Origin of the sequence: Flavisphingomonas formosensis, from assembly GCF_009755815.1 — a bacterium.
Lineage (GTDB): Bacteria > Pseudomonadota > Alphaproteobacteria > Sphingomonadales > Sphingomonadaceae > Flavisphingomonas > Flavisphingomonas formosensis.
Genome location: NZ_WRPK01000012.1, coordinates 149,868 through 170,255 on the forward strand (window position 1 = coordinate 149,868; position 20,388 = coordinate 170,255).

Annotated in this window: 14 protein-coding genes; 9 read left to right on the forward strand and 5 right to left on the reverse strand. The window is 64.7% G+C overall.

The window, feature by feature from the left end; all coding sequences use genetic code 11:
* Nucleotides 1-36: 36 nt before the first annotated feature.
* The gene (locus GQY20_RS26925) at nucleotides 37-810 is read right to left on the reverse strand and encodes an arginyltransferase (RefSeq protein WP_157220260.1); all 774 of its coding nucleotides are present in this window, start codon (nucleotides 808-810) and stop codon (nucleotides 37-39) included.
* Nucleotides 811-935: 125 nt separating this feature from the next.
* Complete coding sequence (locus GQY20_RS26930; RefSeq protein ID WP_157220261.1) at nucleotides 936-2,186, reverse strand: threonine ammonia-lyase; 1,251 nt, start codon at nucleotides 2,184-2,186, stop codon at nucleotides 936-938.
* A gap of 60 nt (nucleotides 2,187-2,246) precedes the next feature.
* Here GQY20_RS26930 and GQY20_RS26935 point away from each other — a divergent pair, with 60 nt between their 5' ends.
* From GQY20_RS26935 to GQY20_RS26955, 5 genes are all read left to right on the forward strand, one after another.
* Nucleotides 2,247-3,113, forward strand: coding sequence for an NAD(P)-dependent oxidoreductase (locus tag GQY20_RS26935; protein ID WP_157220262.1), 867 nt, complete (start codon nucleotides 2,247-2,249; stop codon nucleotides 3,111-3,113).
* 104 nt (nucleotides 3,114-3,217) lie between these two features.
* Nucleotides 3,218-4,906 (forward strand): amidohydrolase, encoded by a 1,689-nt coding sequence (locus GQY20_RS26940; RefSeq protein ID WP_157220263.1) that lies wholly within the window; start codon nucleotides 3,218-3,220, stop codon nucleotides 4,904-4,906.
* Between the two features lie 201 nt (nucleotides 4,907-5,107).
* On the forward strand, nucleotides 5,108-6,793 hold the full coding sequence (locus tag GQY20_RS26945; protein ID WP_157220264.1) for an N-acyl-D-amino-acid deacylase family protein: 1,686 nt from the start codon (nucleotides 5,108-5,110) through the stop codon (nucleotides 6,791-6,793).
* 15 nt (nucleotides 6,794-6,808) lie between these two features.
* Nucleotides 6,809-7,027 (forward strand): hypothetical protein, encoded by a 219-nt coding sequence (locus GQY20_RS26950; RefSeq protein WP_157220265.1) that lies wholly within the window; start codon nucleotides 6,809-6,811, stop codon nucleotides 7,025-7,027.
* Entirely contained in the window at nucleotides 7,024-7,236 is a 213-nt protein-coding gene (locus tag GQY20_RS26955; protein WP_157220266.1) for a hypothetical protein, read from the forward strand. Before GQY20_RS26950 ends, GQY20_RS26955 begins: the two co-directional genes overlap by 4 nt.
* A 369-nt stretch (nucleotides 7,237-7,605) precedes the next feature.
* Here GQY20_RS26955 and GQY20_RS26960 read toward each other — a convergent pair whose 3' ends face one another.
* A complete protein-coding gene (locus GQY20_RS26960) occupies nucleotides 7,606-9,699 on the reverse strand; it encodes a protein-disulfide reductase DsbD family protein (protein WP_157220267.1) in 2,094 nt (697 codons plus the stop codon).
* Nucleotides 9,700-9,768: 69 nt separating this feature from the next.
* On the opposite strand from GQY20_RS26960, the gene GQY20_RS26965 reads away from it, so the two are divergent.
* From GQY20_RS26965 to mdoH, 4 genes are all read left to right on the forward strand, one after another.
* The gene (locus GQY20_RS26965; RefSeq protein ID WP_232476275.1) at nucleotides 9,769-11,421 is read left to right on the forward strand and encodes an alkaline phosphatase family protein; all 1,653 of its coding nucleotides are present in this window, start codon (nucleotides 9,769-9,771) and stop codon (nucleotides 11,419-11,421) included.
* A gap of 531 nt (nucleotides 11,422-11,952) precedes the next feature.
* The gene (locus GQY20_RS26970; RefSeq protein ID WP_157220268.1) at nucleotides 11,953-12,999 is read left to right on the forward strand and encodes a lipopolysaccharide biosynthesis protein; all 1,047 of its coding nucleotides are present in this window, start codon (nucleotides 11,953-11,955) and stop codon (nucleotides 12,997-12,999) included.
* Nucleotides 13,000-13,016: 17 nt separating this feature from the next.
* Nucleotides 13,017-14,108 carry a polysaccharide biosynthesis/export family protein gene (locus GQY20_RS26975; protein WP_157220269.1) on the forward strand — a complete coding sequence of 364 codons (1,092 nt, stop codon included), beginning with the start codon at nucleotides 13,017-13,019 and terminating at the stop codon, nucleotides 14,106-14,108.
* 4 nt (nucleotides 14,109-14,112) lie between these two features.
* Nucleotides 14,113-16,416: a glucans biosynthesis glucosyltransferase MdoH gene (gene mdoH / locus GQY20_RS26980; RefSeq protein WP_157220270.1), complete on the forward strand. Its 2,304-nt coding sequence runs from the start codon at nucleotides 14,113-14,115 to the stop codon at nucleotides 16,414-16,416.
* Between the two features lie 185 nt (nucleotides 16,417-16,601).
* On the opposite strand, the gene GQY20_RS26985 is transcribed toward mdoH, so the two are convergent.
* Both GQY20_RS26985 and metH read right to left on the reverse strand, forming a co-directional pair.
* Nucleotides 16,602-17,540, reverse strand: a complete 939-nt coding sequence (locus tag GQY20_RS26985) for a right-handed parallel beta-helix repeat-containing protein (protein WP_157220271.1) — start codon at nucleotides 17,538-17,540, stop codon at nucleotides 16,602-16,604.
* Between the two features lie 169 nt (nucleotides 17,541-17,709).
* Nucleotides 17,710-20,334 (reverse strand): methionine synthase, encoded by a 2,625-nt coding sequence (gene metH / locus GQY20_RS26990; protein WP_157220272.1) that lies wholly within the window; start codon nucleotides 20,332-20,334, stop codon nucleotides 17,710-17,712.
* Nucleotides 20,335-20,388: the final 54 nt, after the last annotated feature.

A 20,388-nucleotide genomic window follows, 5' to 3' on the forward strand; every position in this document is an offset into this window, starting at 1 on the left:
GGCTGCATATCCTCCCGGTTCCGAAGAGGATTTGGATCAAGACAGAAGCTCGGCCTTGAGCGGAACGGCGGCCGCGTCGGGATCGAAACGCTGCCAGCCCGCCGGCCCCAGCCGCTCGATCGGCTGGAAGCGGACCTTGTACTTCATGCGATCGGATCCATTCACCCAATAGCCCAGATAGACATAGGGCACGCCCGTGCGCGCCGCGCGCTGGATATGGTCGAGGATGATGTAGGTGCCGAGGCCGGGCCGGGCCTTATCCTCGGTCTCGAAGAAGCTGTAGATCATCGACAGGCCATCGGCCTGCACGTCGGTGAGACAGGCACCCACCAGCCGGCCGAGCCGCCCGTCCTTACCGGGTTCGCGATATTCGACCACCTGCGTGTTGACCGGCGTCTGCTCGACCATGTCGGCAAAGTCGATCTCGTCCATCTCGGCCATGCCGCCGCCCGGATGGCGGGATGCCAGATAGCGGCGCAGCAGCGAGAACTGCTCCTCGGTCGTCCACGGCCGGCACGGCGACACCAACAGATCGGAATGGCGTCGCATCAGCTTGCGCTGCGTTGCATTGGGCTGGAATTCCCGCGCGACAACGCGTACGGATACGCAGGCATGGCAATCGATGCAGCTCGGGCGGTACGCCACCCCCTGACTGCGACGGAAGCCGATGCGGCCGAGCGCGTCGTTCAGCTCCTCCGCGTGAGGGCCGGCAAGCTCGGTGAAGACCTTGCGTTCGGTGCGGCCCGGCAGATAGGGGCATGGTGACGGGGTCGTCACGAAGAAGCGAGGAAAGCGAAACTGGACGCTCACGGCGGACGACCCGACCCCTTTAAAACCCTGTAAACACACTATGCAGGGAAGCCGCCGCCATGAAAAGCACGTTAACTATCAATCATGGTTAATTGCGCCGAGTCGAATCGGCGCGTGTTCTAGAGTCAAGCGAGCTCCACCGGACTGACCTCGAACCCGGCCTTTTCCAGCGCTGCGACCAGCCGCTCCAGATGGGCCTGATCACGTGTCTCGCATTCGATGTCGGTGATCAGCCCTTTGGCCGGCAGCGTGGTGAACACGCGCTGGTGATAGACCTCGATGATATTCACCTGCTGCTCGTCGAATACGCGCGCGACGTTGAACAGCGCGCCGGGCCGATCCTGCAGCCGCAGCCGCAGCCGCGCCAGGCGGCCCAGACGGGCAAGATCGCGCAGCAGCACGTTCGCGAGCAGGCGTGTGTCGATGTTGCCGCCGGTCAGCACGATACCGATCGTCCTGCCGGAGAACCGCTCCTTATGCGCGAGCAGCGCGGCGAGACCAGCGGCCCCCGCACCCTCGACGACGGTCTTTTCGATCTGCAGCAGCAGCGCGAGCGCCTGTTCCAGATCCCGCTCGGTCACCATCACGATGTCGTCGACCAGTTCGGCGACGAAAGCGGAGGTGATCTCGCCGGGCTGCTTGACCGCGATGCCCTCCGCCAGCGTGTCGCCGTCGCAGACCAGATCGACGCCCTTCATGCGGGCATACATGGAGGGATAGAGCTCGGCCTGGACGCCGACCACTTCGATCGGACGGCCCTGCGCGCGCGCCACGGTGGCGCAACCCGAGATCAGCCCGCCGCCGCCGATCGGGATGACGAGCGTATCGATATCCGGGACGTCGGCCAGCATCTCGAGCGCGACCGTGCCCTGGCCGGCGATGATCTCCGCATCGTCGAACGGATGGACGAAGGTCAGCCCACGCTGCTCGGCGATCTTCACCGCCTCGTCATAGGCGTCGTCGAACCGCTCGCCGGTCAGGATCACGGTCGCGCCGTGTCCCTCCGTCTGCGAGACCTTCACCGTCGGCGTCAGCCTGGGCATGACGATGGTGACCGGGATACTGAGCCGTGCGCCATGATAAGCGAGGCCCTGCGCATGATTGCCGGCCGAGGCCGCTATCACGCCGCGAGCGCGCGCCTTCTCGTCCAGCTGGAGGAGTTTGTTGAGCGCGCCGCGCTCCTTGTACGCGGCGGTGAACTGGAGATTTTCGAACTTGAGCCAGACCTTCGCGCCGACCATCTCGGACAGCGTCTTGCTCAGCAGCGTCGGCGTGCGCACAACGGAACCGCCAATGCGAATGCCCGCTTCCACCACATCTTCGATCGTGACGGGGAGGCGCGCGGCGCCGACGGGGCTCTTCGTTACGGTTGCCATGATGGCGCCGGCCTCTAACCCATCTGGCGGTGGAGGGAAACAACGCTTATGGCCGGCGCCATGGCAAAGATCGGCTTCATCGGGCTGGGCGTGATGGGCGCCCCCATGGCGCGGCACCTGCTGAAGGCAGGCCACGACGTCACCGTCTATAATCGCAATCCGGCGCGCGCCGAAGCCTGGGTGAGCGAGCACGGTGGACGATCCGCCCCGACGCCGGCAGCAGCGGCCGAGGACGCGGACGCGGTATTCACCTGCGTCGGTGCCGATCCGGACCTGGAAGCGGTGACGCTGCGCCAAGACGGCTGCTTTCGCGCGATGCGCAAGGGCGCGCTGTTCGTCGATCACACCACCGTCTCGGCACGCATCGCCCGGCAGCTCGCCGCGGAGGGCAAGGATCGCGGTCTGCTGGTCGTCGACGCGCCAGTTTCCGGCGGCCAGGCGGGCGCCGAGAACGGCACGCTTGCCGCCATGTGCGGCGGCACCGAGAAGGCGGTGGCGGCCGCTGCACCGCTGATGCAGGCCTATGCCTCGCGCATCGTGCATATCGGCGGCGCAGGTGCTGGCCAGACCACTAAGATGGTCAACCAGATCTGCATCGCCGGCGTGCTGCAGGGCCTTTCCGAGGCGCTGCGCTTCGCCCAGGCATCGGATCTCGATACGGAGAAGGTGTTCGAGGCGATCTCCGGCGGTGCCGCGGCAAGTTGGCAGATGCTCAACCGCTGGAACAGCATGGCGGCCGACAGCTTCGATTTCGGCTTCGCCGTCGACTGGATGCGGAAGGATCTCGGCCTTACCCTCGACGAGGCGCGCACCAATGGCGCCTCACTCCCGATGACCGCGATGGTCGACCAATTCTATGCCGAGGTCCAGGCGATGGGCGGCGGACGGCAGGACACCTCTTCACTGGTGCGGCGCATCAAGCAGTGAGTTGTCCAGTCTCGTCATCCCAGCAAAAGCTGGGATCCCCCTGCACCAGCGGGCGGCCCTCAATCGGGTGCGATCCCAGCTTTCGCTGGGATGAGGGATTGAGGATGATACTGCGCCTCCTTGCCGCCGGAGCGCTCCTGCTCCTTCTCGCTCTCTCGCCCGCAGAGGCACGCAAACCGCGCGAGCCCGGTCCGCCGCCACCATCCGAGGGGGGGCTGATCGACAATGTGAACGGCTATACGATCGACGGCTCGGGCAGGCTGCAGCGCTTCACCGGCCTGCTGATCGAAAAGCAGGGCCGTGTCGCCAAGCTGCTCGGTACGGGCGACAAGCGGCCCGAATGGCTGGATTTCAAGCTGGACGGCAAAGGCCGTACCCTCCTGCCGGGCCTGATCGACGCGCATGGCCATGTCATGCAGCTCGGCCTCAATGCGGTGCAACTCGATCTATCCGATACGCATTCACTCGCCGAAGCCAAGGCCAAGCTGGCCGATTATGCCGCGCGCAATCCGACGCTGCGCTGGATCATCGGATCGGGCTGGAACCAGGAACGCTGGGGCCTCGGCCGCTTCCCGACGGCGGTGGACATCGACGCCGTCGTCCCGGACAAGCCGGTCTGGCTGGAACGGGTAGACGGCCATGCGGGGCTTGCCAACTCCGCGGCGATGGCGGCAGCCGGGATCGCCGCCGCCACCGCGGCGCCTACCGGAGGCCGCATCGAAAAGGCAGCCGGCAAGCCGACCGGCCTGTTCATCGACGCGGCGATGGGCCTCGTGCGGCGCGCGGTGCCGCCGGCCCTCCCGATCGAACGGGATGCCGCGCTCGCCAAGGCGCAGGATCTGCTGCTGCGCGTCGGCATCACCGCCACCGACGACATGGGCAGCAGCGCCGAGGACTGGCTGACCTTCCGCCGCGCCGCCGATCTCGGCCGCTTGAAGATGCGCATCATCTCCTATGCGCTCGGCATCGATCCTTTGCTCGCGGTTGCCGGCACGGGGCCAACGCCCTGGCTCTACGACGGGCGGCTGCGCATGGTGGGCGTCAAGCTGTTCGCAGACGGCGCGCTGGGGTCGCGCGGCGCCTGGCTGCTGGCGCCCTATGCCGATGCACCCGGCGAGCGCGGGCTGCAGTTCCTCGACGACGCCAAGCTGCGCAACCTGATGAGCCGCGCGGCGATGGACAATTTCCAGGTGGCGGTGCACGCGATCGGCGATGCCGCCAACCGGCAGGTGCTGGATGCGATCGACGAACTGGTCGAGACCTACAAGGGCGATCGGCGCTGGCGGATCGAGCATGCCCAGATCGTGGACCCAGCGGACATCCCCCGCTTCGGCAAGAACGGCATCGTCGCCTCGATGCAGCCGGTGCACCAGACCTCGGATCGGATCATGGCCGAAGCCCGCCTCGGCCCGAACCGGCTGGCAGGCGCCTATGCCTGGAAGTCGATGCTAGATGCCGGCGCGCGTCTCGCCTTCGGGTCCGACTATCCCGTCGAAAGCCCCGATCCCTTCGCCGGCCTTGCCGCCGCGATCAGCCGCCAGGGCGCCGACGGCCAGCCCGAGGGCGGCTGGATGCCCGCGCAGAAGCTCGATCTCACACAGGCTCTCGCCGCCTTCACCACCGGCGCCGCCTATGCCGGCTTCGCCGAGGATCGGATCGGATCGCTTCAGCCCGGCCGCATGGCCGATTTCATCCTGATCGACCGAGACATCTTCGCCGCGTCGCCCGCCGACATCCGCGGAACGCAGGTGCTGGAAACCTGGATCGGCGGCAAGCGCGCCTGGATTCGCTGACAAACAGCCTCGCCGAAGCCCTCTTCGACAAGCGATGGGGGCCTTCGAAATGACGACCGACATCGCTCATCCCGCCTCGACGCGAAAGCTGTTACACGGTATCACAACGCGAATTGACATCATGGAGCGCGGATTTACCAGCGCTGCGTAATGCAAAGACGATTCCGACGAGTGTCGGACGCATAGGACAGGAGCTTCGCCATGGCATATGATCTGCTGATCAGAAACGCGCGGATCTGCGACGGCTCGGGCGGGCCGAGCTTCCGTGGCGACGTGGCGATCCGCGGCAGCCGGATCGCGGCGGTCGGTGAGATTGAGGCGGACGCCGCCGAGACGATCGACGCGAACGGCCTGGTGCTGGCGCCAGGCTTCATCGATCCACACACCCATTATGACGCGCAGCTCGTGTGGGACGGCCTCGCCCAGCCCGCGCTGGAGCATGGCGTGACCACGATCGTTCCGGGAAACTGCTCGCTCAGCCTCGCGCCGCTCCGGCCCGAACATCGCGACCTGCTCGGCGCCACCTTCCGCAAGATCGAAGAGATGCCGGAGAATGCGTTCAACGCCGGCATCGACTGGAGTTGGCAGACCTTCGGCGAATATGTCGAAACGATCCGCGGCGGGCTCGGCATCAATGTCGCGCCGCTGGTCGGCCACAGCCTGATCCGGCTGTGGGTGATGGGCGAGGACGCGCGCGAACGGTCGGCGACGGACACCGAGGTGGCCGCGATGCAGGATGCCCTGCGCGAATGCCTCGACGCCGGCGCGATCGGCATGAGCGGATCCTGGGTGGACATCGATCATGAGAACCGCCCGGTGCCCGCGCGCCGCGCCGCCTGGGAGGAACTGGATGCGCTGTGCGCCGTGCTCGGCGAGCGCAAGGCGATCCTGCAGATGGTGCCCGAATTCTGGGATCCGGACCTGCTCTGCGCGCGCATCGACCTGATGGCCGACCTGTCGCGCGCGCACGGCATATCCACCACCTTCTCGCCGCTGTTCGACAGCAATGCCGCGCCCGAGCTGGTCGGCATCGCGCTCGATCGCATCCGGCTGCAGACCGCACACGGCGCCCGCGTCGTGCCGCAGATGCAGACGCGTCCGATCGACCTTTCCTTCGATCTCGGCGCGCCAATGTCGACCTTCGCGACCCTGCCGAGCTGGTGGGCGATGACCCTGCTCCCCAAGGACGAGAAGCTCGCCCGGCTGCGCGATCCCGCCGAGCGCGAGAAGCTGAAGTCCGAGATGGACAGCTTCATGATGCCGATGAGCCTCGACCTCGATTTCGCCAAGGCCTTCATCAAGCGCCCCGGGCCGGCCAGCCAGGCGCTCGCCGGCCGCTTCATCGGCGACATCGCCAGGGAGCGCGGCTGCCACATCGCCGAGGCGATCATCGACATCGCGCTCGCCGACGATCTTGAAACCTCCTTCGGTCTGGACGCGCTGGGCCACAGCAACATGGCGAAGATCGCCGGCTTCCTGGCCGAGCCGCTGATCGGCATCGGCGCGGGCGACGGCGGCGCGCATGTCACCAACTTCTCCACCTATGGCGACACAGGCTTCCTCTTCAGCGAATATGTGCGCGGCCAGCATGCCATGTCGGTTGAGAAGGCGGTGCAGAAGCTGACCCACGACATCGCCGACCTGTGGGGAATCACCGATCGCGGCCTGATCAAGCCCGGCTATGCGGCGGACATGGTATTGTTCGATCCAGACAGCATCGACCGCGGACCGGAGATCGCGGTGGACGATCTGCCCGCCCCCGGCTTTCGCTACATCCGTCGCGCCAAAGGCGTGAGCCAGGTGTTCGTCAATGGCCGGCGCGTCTACGACCGCGACGATGGCTACACCGATGCCCGTGCGGGCGCGATCGTGCCACAGGCAGCCTGAACGGGAGACACCGTCATGACCACGACCGTCGCCATCCCTGCCCGCCGTGCCTTCATCCTGCCCGATCCTGAAGATACGTGGGAGAGCGTCGCTTCCCGCCAGCTACCCGACATGCCGCTGGAGGAGGCGGTGAACCTGCTCAAGAGCTGGAACATCTTCCTCGTCTTCCGGCCCGGCGGCGGCGCCTTCACGCCATCGGACGTGATGTTCGTCGCGCCGCCCCCGGCGGCGTGAGCGCGGCAACTATCACCGCCGTCCAGATCACGCCCACCCACGACGGCGAAGCATCGGTGGTGGTCGAGCTGACCTATGCCAATGGCGGCCGCTCCAAGATCCACATCAATGCGCCCGACGCCGCACAAGTGATGGCGCGAGCCGGTGTGGCCAGTGCGATCGAGCTGATCGGCCATCCGTGGTCGGTGCTGGAAATCCGGGCGGTCTAGCGCAAGCTACGCGCCATGTGAATCGTATAGCTGCCTTTGTGGTTGCATCGTTTGCGCGGAAAACCGGTCCCCACTTTTCCGCACGGTGCCCCAGAAGGCGCCGTCCCTCCTAATCCCCTGCTCGAAAAATGCAGCCGGTGAAAAAGTTTTCATCTGCAACCCTTCACAAACGAAAATCGCTTCCCATATCCGGGTCAGATCGGCTGTTCGTCCCCCCACCCACTGACGGCCGGTCTCCAAGGTTGGCGGAGGCTCCCTGAGTTGGCCACTGCCCGCGCGCTCCGGCTACTGTCCCCCTCGAGCCGGAGCGCGCGACCCCTGGTTCTTTTCTCCCAGCATTGAACGGAGTGGCGCTGTCGACGCGAGAGGTCAGGCTGCCGCGAGGCCGACCAGCAGGCTGGGCGTCAATATCTGAGGCAGCACCTGTGCCCCGCCGCCGCGTTTATAGAAAAGATAGAGCGGCACGCCCGAGCGGCCGTGCGCTTCCAGGAAACGGCCGATAGCTGCATCCCCGTCCGTCCAGTCCCCGACCAGCACCGCCACACCGCGCTTGTGGAATGCGTCCGCCACGTCGGCGCGCTCGATCGCAGCCTTTTCGTTGACCTTGCAGGTCAGGCACCAATCTGCCGTGAAATAGACGAAGACCGGCTTGCCCTCGGCACGAAGCGCTGCCAGCCGCTCCTCGCTGAACGGCGCGCGGGTCGGCTCCCCCGCCGCCGCGACCGCAGGCGCCGCCTCTGCCGCACCATGGCGCGGCGCCACCGCGAGCAGCAGCGCGGCGGCAGCGACAGCCGGAGCGAGCGGCCACCAGGCGTGACCGGCGCCGCGAAGCTGCCGCGCACCGACGAGCCATAATGCCAGCCCCACGAGCAGCGCCGCAGCGAGCCCGATCGTCATCGCGTCGACGCCCGCCTGGCGGCCGGCGATCCAGGCAAGGCCGAGCGCGGTCAGAAACATCGGCACGGACAGGATATGACGCAGCGTGTCCATCCAGGCGCCGGGGCGAGGCAGCAGGCGCCGCAAGGCCGGTACATAGCCGAGCAGCAGGAAAGGCAGCGCCAGTCCGATACCCAGGCCGGCGAACACCGCAAGGGCGGCAAACCACGGCAGGATGAGCGCGGCGCCGAGCGCAGCCGCCATGAACGGGCCGGTGCAGGGCGTCGCCACGAACGCGGCAAGCGCGCCCGTCCAGAATGCGCCCCCCGTGCCGCCCGACTGGGCGAGCTTCGAACCGCCGGTGATCGCCGGCAACTCGAACAGGCCGGCCAGGTTGAGCGCGATGGCGAGCACGAGGAGCAGCAGGAAGAGAATCACGCGGCTGTCCTGCAGCTGGAAGGCCCAGCCGACCGCGACGCCCCCCGCTCGCAGCGCGAGCAGCGTGCCACCGAGCGCCAGACACACCAGCACGACACCGGCCGAATAGGCCAGCGCCTCGCGCCGCGCCTCACGGCCGTTTCCGCCTGCGCGAGCGAGGCTCAGCGCCTTCAAGCTGAGGATCGGGAAGACGCAGGGCATGACGTTGAGCAGCAAGCCGCCGAGCAGCGCCCCGCCCAGCGCGAGCAGCAAGGTGCGCGCTCCACCGCCAGCTCCCGGACCGCCTTCACTACCTTCGGGGACGGCCGCGACCGGCATGCCGGCCGCGGGAACCGGACCACGCCGGGCGTCGATCACCAATCCCCTGCCCTCGCCGATGCGGACCACGCCCTGAACCCGTGCGAGCGCCGCGCCACCGACGCGAGCCTTGGTCTCGACGATCAGTGTATTACCGTTGCGCGTCGCCTTTTGCGGAGCGGCATAGTCGATGACGTCCTCGTCGAGCGGAAAGAAATAGGCTTCCTGGATCTTCAGCGCCGCAGGCAGGGGCACGGCGAGACGGAAACGATCGCCGGCAGTGGCGAAGCTGGCGGCGGATCCCAGCGGACGCGGCATCGCGGCGCGCCAGCGATCGAAGCGCGCACGCTGGCCCGGATCGATCGCACCGTTGCCGGCGACCAGATCGATCGAAAGCTCGGCCTTTTCCGGAACGCAGATCTGATCCGTGCAGGCCAACCAGTCGACCTTGGCGCGGATCGGCAATTTCGTTCCCGGCGCTATGCCCTTCGGCAGGGTCAGCGTCGCCAGGTGCGCGTAGTCCGCCTCATAGACATAGTTCATGAGGCCCGACACGATCAGCGTGCGCGGCACGGGATAGCGCAGTTCGCTGGCGCGGGCGCCCTTGGGCAGGCTCCATTCGATACGCGTCTCGGCACCGGCATCGCCCGGATTCTTCCAATAGCCATGCCATCCTTTGTCCGGTTGCATCAGCAGCGCGAGCGTGACCGTACCGCCGGGCGCCGGAACAGCACTTTCCGCGATCAGCGACGGGCGGATATGCGTCGCCGCCTGCGCCTGCGGCGCCAAGCCAAGGGCCAGGCCGAGCGTCAACAGCAACATTGTCATGAATCGGAAACCGAAAAACCGCATCGCCGAACCTCTACCACCGGCGGCGCTATAACACGCCGCGCGGCAAACGTGGGATATGGGGCGAAGAGCATGAAATTCACCAGCGTCGCAATGGGGCTCGGCCTGTTTATCGTTGCAGGGCCTGCGGTCGCGGCACCGTTGCCCAAGCCAAAGCTGATCGTCGCCATTTCCGTCGACCAGTTCGCCGCCGGTTTGTTCGAAACCTATCGTGCAAGCTATGAGGGAGGTCTCAAGACGCTGTCCAACGGCATCGTCTACACCGCTGGCTATCAGTCGCATGCGGCGACAGAGACCTGCCCCGGCCACTCGACCATCCTCACCGGCCGCCATCCTTCGGCCACTGGCATCGCGGCCAACAGCTGGTATGACGCCCCGACCGGATCCAACGTCTATTGTGTCGGCATTTCGGGCACCTCCGATCCGGACGCCCGCGGCCCCCAGAATCTGCGCGTGCCGACCCTCGGCGAATGGATGAAGCAGGCCCAGCCCGCATCGCGCGTGATCGCTGTTTCCGGCAAGGACCGCGCCGCGATCACCATGGCAGGGCATGATCCGGACGCAGTCTACTGGTGGAAGGATGGCACCGGCTTCATCACCTCGCACTATGCCGGCCCGGCGACGCCCGAAGTGCTGAAACCCGCCCGGACCTTCAATACCATGCTCGCCGCATCCTGGCAGAAAGCCCCGCCGGCGCTGTGGCCGCGCCCCTCCGCCACCTGCGCCGCGCTGCAAAAGCCCTATCGCTTCGGCAAGATCGACCTGCCGGGTACCGTGCCGTCGAGCGCCGCGGCGGAACAGGGAGCGGACTATGCGAAGACGACCATGTTCCAGGATCAGCTCCGCGCCTCGCCCTATTTCGATCAGCTGGCGCTCGATTTCGCGACGAAGCTGATCGCGCTCCACAAGCTCGGCCATGGCAGCGCCACCGACCTGCTGGCCGTCAGCCTGTCGGCGACCGATTATATCGGCCATCGCTACGGCAACGGCGGCGCAGAGATGTGCGTACAGATGGCCGCGCTCGACCAGGCGCTCGGCGGCTTCCTCGACACGCTCAAGGCTCTCGACGTTCCCGTCCTCGTCGTGCTCACCGCCGATCATGGCGCGATGGATGCAGCCGAACGCGCGGCCGACCACGGCCAGACCGCCAAGCGGATCAACGGCAAGAAGCTGATCGACGAGCTCAACGGGGCACTCAATCAGAAATTTTCTCTTGGCTATGATCCGATCGTCGGCGATGATCCGCAGCAGCTTTCCATCAACATCCCGGGCGACGACGCCGATTTCCGCGCCAGGCTGACCGAAGCCGCCATCGCTTGGCTGAAAGCCCGCCCGGAAGTCGCCGCGGCGTTCACCGCGGCCGAGGTCGCCGCCGCGACCACGCCGATTGGAATGGGGCCGGACGAGCTGACGCTGATCCAGCGCTTCAACGAAAGCTATGTGCCGGGACGAAGCGGCGACATCATGGTCTCGTTGCAAAGCGGAGACTATCCCGGCATTCCGGTCGCGGCCGGCGATACCGTGGCTGGCCACGGCTCGCCCTGGGACTATGACCGGCGCGTGCCGATCCTCTTCTGGTGGCCGGGCGTCTCCGCCGACGATCGCAAGATCCCGATCGAGACCGTCGACATCGCGCCGACACTGGCCACAGTCATCGGCGTCAAGACAAGCAAGCTGGACGGCAAATGCTTGACGCTTGCCGCTAATATGCCCTGCCCGCAATAACCAGATCAATTCGTTTCTCTATCGAAACATATTGTTTCCGATTGGAAAATTGATCAACAAAATACCGTCAGATGCCAAATTATACTTTCGGCGCGGCGGAAAGTTTTTTGAAGAAACTAATCTGTCGGATATTTAATCAAATCTGACGAAATACACAAAAAATTCACGGAACATTTCGGTCCTTTAGCCACTATGAAGCCCGGTGCGGCACTGCACCGTGGCTCCTCTGGGTGGTACGGAAGCACAGGTGCAAGTAGAAACAAAAGAGGACGGCGATCATACCCCATCCACGCCGCGGCATGAGCACGCCAAGCGGCGACGCGGGTTCTCTTCGACCGATGACGACGGTCATGCCCGCAGGCGCGGGTCTCCCTCGCCCACAGACCGATGAGCCATATTCCTTTGTCCCATCGTCCCCCGCAGCGAAATCGGCACGAAGAGCCAAGGCATTGATCGGCCGACTCCGTCATTCGCTCGATGGGACCCAAACTCCCTGTCTCCGGGTTGCGTTATAGAAAGATGGACCAGAAAATGCGCTTCAGCATTCTTCGTAGACCATTATTCATTGTATTGATTCTGATACCTAATGTCCTCTCTATCCTGTATTTCGGCTTCATCGCTTCACCTTATTATCGATCAACGGCATCTCTTATCGTGATCAATCCGGAAAAGACCGGAGCGAGCATGACCTCACTTCTTTCTGGTGGATCCAGCGACGGCTCCGAACAAGGCGCTTATATTCTCACCAATCACATTCAATCTTGGGAAGCGTTCAGAAAGGTCGAGCAGCCGCTTGACCTTGCCCGCAATTTCGCAGCCGGCGATTTCGTCGGCCGCTATGGCGGCCTGCTTTCTTTCTTCCGGAAAGATGACGTTTCTCTTTGGAATTATTACAAAAAAAGTGTCGACGTCGATGTCGAACAAAAAGGCAGCATTGTGTCGTTGAGTGTCGACGGACATTCCCCCGCCTTCGCTGTCGCCCTTGCCCGAGCGATATTGCACGAATCCATTGCACATATGGACGAGATGAATCGACAGCAGGAGCAGGATTATGTCAGCTCCTCACTCGAGCGACGCATCGAATTGCAGAAAGCGCTGCAGAACGACGAACGCGACATCGCGAATTATCGTGCGCGGATCGGCAATTACGACCCGAAGGAACTTTATCTTTCCAACTTGTCGCTGCTCAACAGCCTGACGCTCAAGGAAGCAGATCTCCGTTCCCAATATAATGCGGTGATCAAGGCGACGCCCAACAATCCGGCCGCACAAAATCTGTCCGCGGCGATCGGCTCGGTGCAGGGTCAAATCGGTGCCACGAAACGCGATTTCGCCGGCATCGCCCGCAACGCGGCCCATTATGAGAATCTGGTCGTGCGCCGAGATAACAACGCCACGCTGCTGAACCAGGCAAATCTCGCCGTACAGGAAGCACAAGTGACGGCGATGAAGAACAAATTCTACCTCAACGTCATCAGTCGTCCCTCTGAACCGCAGACGCCCGAACTGCCGCACCGCCTGCGCTGGATCGGCGGCATCCTGCTGGTGACGCTCATTCTATGGGGACTGCTGCGATGATCCGGAGCCCTTTGCCCATGCGGTGGGTACTGCTGCCCTTGCTCGCCGCGCTCGGTGGCTGCTCGACCATGCCGAGCGCCGGCCCGTCCGCGGGAAATCTGAAGACGAGCGCCGCAGTGGACATCGTCAACGTCACGCCGCAAGACGCGCAGACGCTGGCCGCCGAGGCGAATGCGCGCGACAAGGATGCGATCGATCGCGCGCTCGCGTCGCTTAAGCGCCCCTCCGCCGAACCGACGGACCTGCGCTTCGCGGCGGGCGACACGATCGACGTCACGGTCTGGAGCTTCTCGCCCGCGGCCGCAGCCAGCACGCCAGGGCCCATGCCACTCGGCAGCTTCACCATCGCTTCCGACGGCACGGTGGCGCTGCCCTATATCGGCCCGATCACGATCGCAGGCCTCAGCCTGCCACAGGCGCAGACGGCGATCTCCCGCCGCTTCGCGGCCAAGGGCATATTGCAGAGCCCGTCGGCCGTCATCAAGCCGGGGATACTGCCGCACGAGAGCATACTGGTGACGGGCGCCATCGGCCAGCCCAAGTCGATTCCCTGGAATCCGGCAGGCATCACCCTTGCTCAGGCGATCACCGAGGCGCTAGGCGACGGCAGCGCGCTACTCAGCCAAGGCGGCGACATGGCGGATAGCCGCTCGGCGATCCGCCTGTCCCTGCTACGCGACGCTGCGCCGGCAGTCGACGTGCCGATCTCGGTGGCACTGGCCGACAATATTCCCCTCCAGCCGCGCGACCGGATCGTTGTGCAGAAGGCCCCCGCGCTGGAAGTGACCGTGCTGGGTGGCGGTGTACAGAAGAACGGTGTCTACGGCTTCGGCAAGCCGCCGACACTGTCCGGCGTGCTCGCGCAGGCAGCGGGGCTCAACGGCCAGACCGCCAACAACCATGCCGTCTTCGTGCTGCGCCAGCGCCCGGGGCAACGTCCGGTACTCTATGATTTCGCCTGGAATCGCGCGCAGGGCCTGATCGCTTCGCAGCAGTTCCAGATGCAGGACGCCGATCTCGTCTATGTCGCGGAGGCACCCATCGTCTCCCTGCAGAAGATCATCAACATCCTGTTCCAGGTGTCGCTGCCGGCACAGGTGCTGAAATAACATCATGAGCGACTTTGCCGATTATCTGCGCCAATGCGGCCTCGGCGCCGAGGAGGCGAAGCGGCTCGGCAGCAGCATGAATGGCTGGGACGATCTGCACGCCTGGATGAGCCGCGACGACCGGTCCCGCATCCAGCCGCAGCCGCGCCGCCGATCGATCGTTCCGCCACCGCTCACCATCTCATGGAAAGCGAACATCCGCGAGGGTATGCGTCAGGGCGCGGCGCCGGAGCAGCCAGGACGCGGGTGGAAGGCGGTGGTCGATTATCGCCGCCGCGTCGCCCTGGCGCTCTCGCTGACGATGACCGGCATCATGCTGACGCTGTCCTATGCGATGCTCAACGCACAGCAGATGCCTGCGCTGACGCTCAAAATCTATCTGCTGATCTACGGCGTGATGACCTTCTTCCTGGCTTCGACCTTCTTCAAGACGATGCTCGGCACTTGGCACATGCTGCGCGGGCCGGCGGCCAACCCCTGGCATCCGGAGCACAGGGCTTGCGATCCCCGGCCCGAGGCGCGGGTGGCGATCATCTATCCGGTCTATCATGAGGATGTCGCCCGCGTCGCAGCCGGCATGGCGGCGACGTGGGCCTCGCTCGAGCGGGCGCATCCCGAACTGGCCGACCATTTCGACATGTTCCTGCTCTCGGACAGCCGCAATCCGGAATATTGGATCGCCGAGCAGGCGGCGATCCACCGCCTCGCCGAGGCTTTCCCGCATGGCCGCTTCTATTATCGACGACGCAGCATCCGGAGCAATGCCAAGCTAGGCAACGTCTCGGATTTCTGCCGGCGCTGGGGCGGCGACTATGACTATATGCTGGTGATGGATGCCGACAGCATCATGGACGGCGCCGCGATCGCCACGCTGCTGCGGATGATGGAGGGCAATCCTGAAATCGGCATATTGCAGACCAATCCCAAGCCCGTATTGCGCCAAAGCCTGTTCGGCCGGATGCAGCAGTTCGCCGCCCATCTCTATGGCTCGGTTTTCTCCTACAGCCTGCAGACCATGTTCATGGGCCATGCTTCCTATATCGGCCACAATGCGATGATCCGGATCGCACCGTTCGCCCGCCATTGCATGCTGCCGGAGCTCAGCGGGCCAGCCCCATGGGGTGGCAAGCCGCTGAGCCACGATATCGTCGAATCGGCGATGATCGCCCGTGCCGGATACGAAGTGTGGTTCCTGCCCGAGATCGATGGCAGCTATGACGAAATACCCGCCAACATCATCGGCTTCTTCGCCCGCGAGCGGCGCTGGATGCAGGGCAATCTCCAGCATCTGCGCTTCGTCTTCCTGAACGGGCTGTCCTCCGTCCATCGCGAGACCTTCATCAACGGGTCGATGGGCTACGCCGCCGGGCCGCTCTGGACGGCCTTCCTGCTCGTATCCGCCTACGGCATGATCCATTTCCTGCAGAACGGCTTGATGCTGCTCGGCAACCTCCGCGCACTCGAAATCCCGATGCTGATGCTGCTGCTCTCCTCGCTGGTGATGCTTTTCCTGCCGCGGGTCATCGCGCTCGGCATCCACATTTCCCGCGATCGGGCGCGGCTGTTCGGCGGCAAGGACAAGCTCGTCTGGTCGATGCTGCTGGAGACGCTCTTCTCCTTCTTCTTCTCGCCGATCATGATGATCTATCTCAGCTACTTCATGTGGCTGTGGCTGAAGCGGAAGAGCATCAGCTGGACGACCCAGCAGCGCGACGACGAGCCGCTCGGCTGGGATGCCTGCATCCGCTATTTCGGCTGGGCAAGCCTGCTCGGCATCGCCTGCTGGGGCCTGCTCTTCTACGAGGTGATGCAGATTCCGGACTATCAGGGCGCGCTGCTCCAGCTCGCATCGGACGGCTGGGTGCGTCCGCACGATCTTCTGATCTGGTATTTTCCGATCTTCGGTGGCTTCGCGGCAAGCATCTGGATCGTCCGTGCCACCAGCCTCACCTATCCGTCGATCCAGGCCCGTCGCCTCTTCACCATTCCCGAGGAGACGATGATGCCTGAGGTGGTGCGCGAGACGGTGGCCTGGAACGCGCGATTAGCGGCGCTGCTGCCCGACGTCCGCGATCCGGAGGCGGTGAAGCGCTACGCGATCAGCGATCCCTATTTCTACGTCCGCCATCGCCGCGAAACACGGCCGCGCCCGCAGATCGCCCGGCAGCTCCTGCCCAAAATCCTATCGGGAGCCTTGCTCGAGGAGAATGAGCTGATGCTCGCGCTCGGCGAGCGAAGCTGCTTCGACTCGCTTCATGCCCTCAATGCGGACATCGACGAGACCATCGTGCTGAAGGCGGCGGAATAGGCCTGAAACGGCCGCGCCGCTTAAAGCAGGACGACATGGATTGAACCTCTGACGTCCTTCCTGCCAAGGCGGGAATCCATAAACTCCAGCATCCCACAAGATAAGCGAGTTCAGAGTTTGGATTACCCGCGGTGAGCTGCGTTTGCCGCCTTCGCGCGAATGACGTGGAGTTTATCAACAGGCTGCTAGCGCGTCTCGAACGGCGCAATGCCCTTGCCCAGATCGTTGCCCGAGATGCGAAGCGGCTCGTGGCTCCAGTCGGCGACGAAGATCGTCGACCAACCTACGCTCGGCGCCAGCGACGCGCGATTGCCCTGGATGACGAGGCCAACCGAGCGGTTCTCCCGCGCCTCGGGTGCCACGGTGATGAAGGCGCTGTGATTTTCTTTGTCCGGCCCCTGGACAAACGTGTTGCGGGTGATCGTGCCGACGCTGCCGCCCGACAGGTCGATCATATAGTTGGTGGTGTGTCCGCGCGTATCGTCGAAGCTGGAATCGCTGATATCGTTGCGCATCGCCCAGCTCTTTACATAATGGCCGCCCATACCGCGTTCGAAGCGCGAGCGGGTGACCACGAGCGTGCCGTATTTGCCGATATAGACGGAGTGGGCGCAGCTGAGACCGCGGTCGCAGCGGCCGAGCCCGCTGAACGTAGACCGGTCGATCCGCACTGTCCCAGTGCGGTCCTCGGCGGTCAAAATCCCTTCCTCGCTATCGCGAAACTGGCTGTTCAGGACGGTGAGCGAGCCCTTCTCGAGGCGGATACCCGCGCCATTGCCGTCCGGCACGCGCATGTTGCGGAAGATGAGCCCATCGACCGCGGATTCGCGACCCCGCAGCACCAGCGCTGCCTTTCCCTCGCAGGTCATGCCGTCGAGGATCACCGTGCCCGGCTGGACCGCCTGGAAGGCAACCCGCCCGCCCTCCTGGATCGCGCAATCGCGATAGGTGCCGGGCGCGATCAGGATGGTGCCGTCTGCGCCACCGATCGATTTGACGGCATCGTCGAGCCGCCAGAAGCTCTTGCCGCTTTCCTGCACATGAAAAGGCGCCTCGCCCTGCTGGGCGAAAAGCGGCGCCGCAGCGAGCACCACTGCGGCAAGGGTTGCGAGTTGGGCCTTCATTCACGCCTCCTGCTTCGGCAGAAGCCGGGATGCGGAAGGCCCTGCGGCGAGTCTAGGCTAATAGAAGGTTAACCGTGCTCGGGTAACCACCTTTCCGCTCCATCATCCCCGCCCTTCGACTTTGCCTAGGATGAACGGCCTGCGGCCAAGCCGGGATGACGGAGGAGGCTCAATCTAGGTTGGGGCGCAGCCAGCGCTCGGCCGTGTCGAGATCGACGCCGCGGCGCCTTGCATAGTCCTCAAGCTGGTCGCGACCGACCCGCGCCACGCCGAAATATTCGCTCTCCGGGTGGCCGAAATAAAAGCCCGATACCGCCGCCGTCGGCAGCATGGCGAAGCTCTCGGTCAGGGTGATGCCGGTCGCCTCACCCGCACCGAGCAGATCGAACAGGATCGGCTTCAGGCTGTGTTCCGGACAGGCCGGATAGCCGGGTGCCGGGCGTATGCCGCGATATTGCTCGCGGATCAGCGCCTCGTTGGTGAGTTGCTCGCCCTCGGCATAGCCCCACAAGGTCGTGCGCACATGCTGGTGCATGCGTTCGGCAAAAGCCTCGGCAAGGCGATCGGCGAGCGCCTTCAGCAGAATGTCGCGATAATCGTCATGATCCGCCTTGAAACGGGCCAGATGCGCCTCGATGCCGTGGCCGGCGGTGACGGCAAAACCGCCGATCCAGTCGCCCGCGGGATCGATGAAATCGGCGAGACACATGTTCGCCCGTCCCTCACGCTTGCGGATCTGCTGACGCAGCATCGGCACCCGCACCTCGGCGTCACCGGAGGCGATCACGATATCGTCACCCTCGCGCCGGCACGGCCACAACGCAGCGACGCCCTTCGCGACCAGCCACTTCTCGGCGATGATCTGGTCGAGCATCGCCTGCGCGTCCGCGAACAAACTGCGCGCGCTCTCGCCGACCACCTCGTCGTCCAGGATCGCAGGATAGTTGCCTGCCAGCTCCCAGGCCCGGAAGAAGGGCGTCCAGTCGATATAGTCGCGCAGGTCCGCCAGATCCCAATCGGCATAGACATGCACGCCCGGCTGCTTGGGCGCCGCCGGCTTCTGCGTGAAGTCGGTCGCAAAGGCGTTGGCGCGGGCCTCGGCGATCGGCAGCAGCTCGCTCTGGCCCTTGCCTTCGCGGGCCTTGCGCACCGCCTCATAATCCGCCGCGGTCTTCTCGACGAAGCCGTCGCGCTGGGTGTCGCTCATCAGGGTCGATGCGACGCCGACGGCGCGGCTGGCGTCGAGCACATGGATCACCGGCCCCTCATAGGCCGGCGCGATGCGGAGCGCGGTATGGACCTTCGAGGTGGTCGCGCCGCCGATCAGCAGCGGCATCTCCATGCCTGCGCGCTGCATCTCGCTCGCCACGGTCACCATTTCGTCGAGCGAGGGCGTGATCAGGCCGGAGAGGCCGATGATGTCGGCATCATTCTCGTTCGCGGCTTCGAGGATCTTCATCCACGGCACCATCACGCCGAGATCGATCACCTCATAACCATTGCACTGCAGGACGACGCCGACGATGTTCTTGCCGATATCGTGGACGTCACCCTTCACCGTCGCCATGACGATGCGGCCCTTGGAGCGTTGCCCGGCGACCTTCTCCGCCTCGATGAAGGGCAGCAGATGGGCCACTGCCTTCTTCATCACGCGCGCGGACTTCACCACCTGCGGCAGGAACATCTTGCCCGATCCGAACAGGTCGCCGACGACGTTCATGCCGTCCATCAGCGGCCCTTCGATCACCTCGATCGGGCGCGCGAACATCTGCCGCGCCTCCTCGGTATCGTCGACCACATAGGCGTCGATACCCTTGACCAGCGCATGCTCGAGACGCTTGGTCACCTCCCAGCCGCGCCATTCCTCGGCCGCTTTCTCGGCCGCCGCGTCCTTGCCCTTGAAGCCCTCGGCAAGCGCGATCAGCCGCTCGGTCGCATCCTCGCGCCGGTCCCAGATCACATCCTCGCACGCCTCGCGCAACGCGGGATCGATCGCGTCATAGACGTCGAGCTGGCCGGCATTGACGATGCCCATGTCCATGCCCGCCTGGATGGCGTGATAAAGGAACACCGAATGCATCGCGCGGCGCACCGGCTCGTTGCCGCGGAAGCTGAACGACAGGTTCGAGACGCCGCCCGAGATATGCACGCCAGGACAGCGCTTGCGAATCTCCGCCGTCGCCTCGATGAAATCGATCGCATAACGGCGATGCTCGTCGATGCCGGTCGCCACCGCGAAGATATTGGGATCGAAGATGATGTCCTCAGGCGGAAAGCCGTCCTCGACCAGCAGCTTGTAGGCGCGCTCGCAGATCTCGACCTTGCGGTCCTTCGTGTCGGCCTGGCCGACCTCGTCGAACGCCATGACGACCACCGCGGCGCCATAGGCGCGCACCTTGCGGGCATGATGCAGGAAGGCTTCCTCGCCCTCCTTCATGCTGATCGAATTGACCACCGGCTTGCCCGAAACGCATTTCAGCCCCGCCTCGATCACCGTCCACTTCGAGCTGTCGACCATGATCGGCACGCGCGCAATGTCGGGCTCGGCCGCGATCAGCTTGAGAAAGGTGGTCATCGCCACCTCGGCGTCGAGCAGGCCTTCGTCCATGTTGACGTCGATGATCTGCGCGCCGTTCTCGACCTGCTGACGCGCGACCTCAACCGCCCGCGTGTAGTCGCCCGCCATGATCAGCTTCTTGAACGCCGCCGATCCGGTGACGTTGGTGCGTTCGCCGATGTTGACGAAGGTGGCGCGGGTGGCAGGTTCGGGAGGGAGGTCGGGTGCGGTTGCCACGTTTCTTCCTGTTTTTCATCGTCATCCCAGCGAAAGCTGGGATCGCTATCGAAC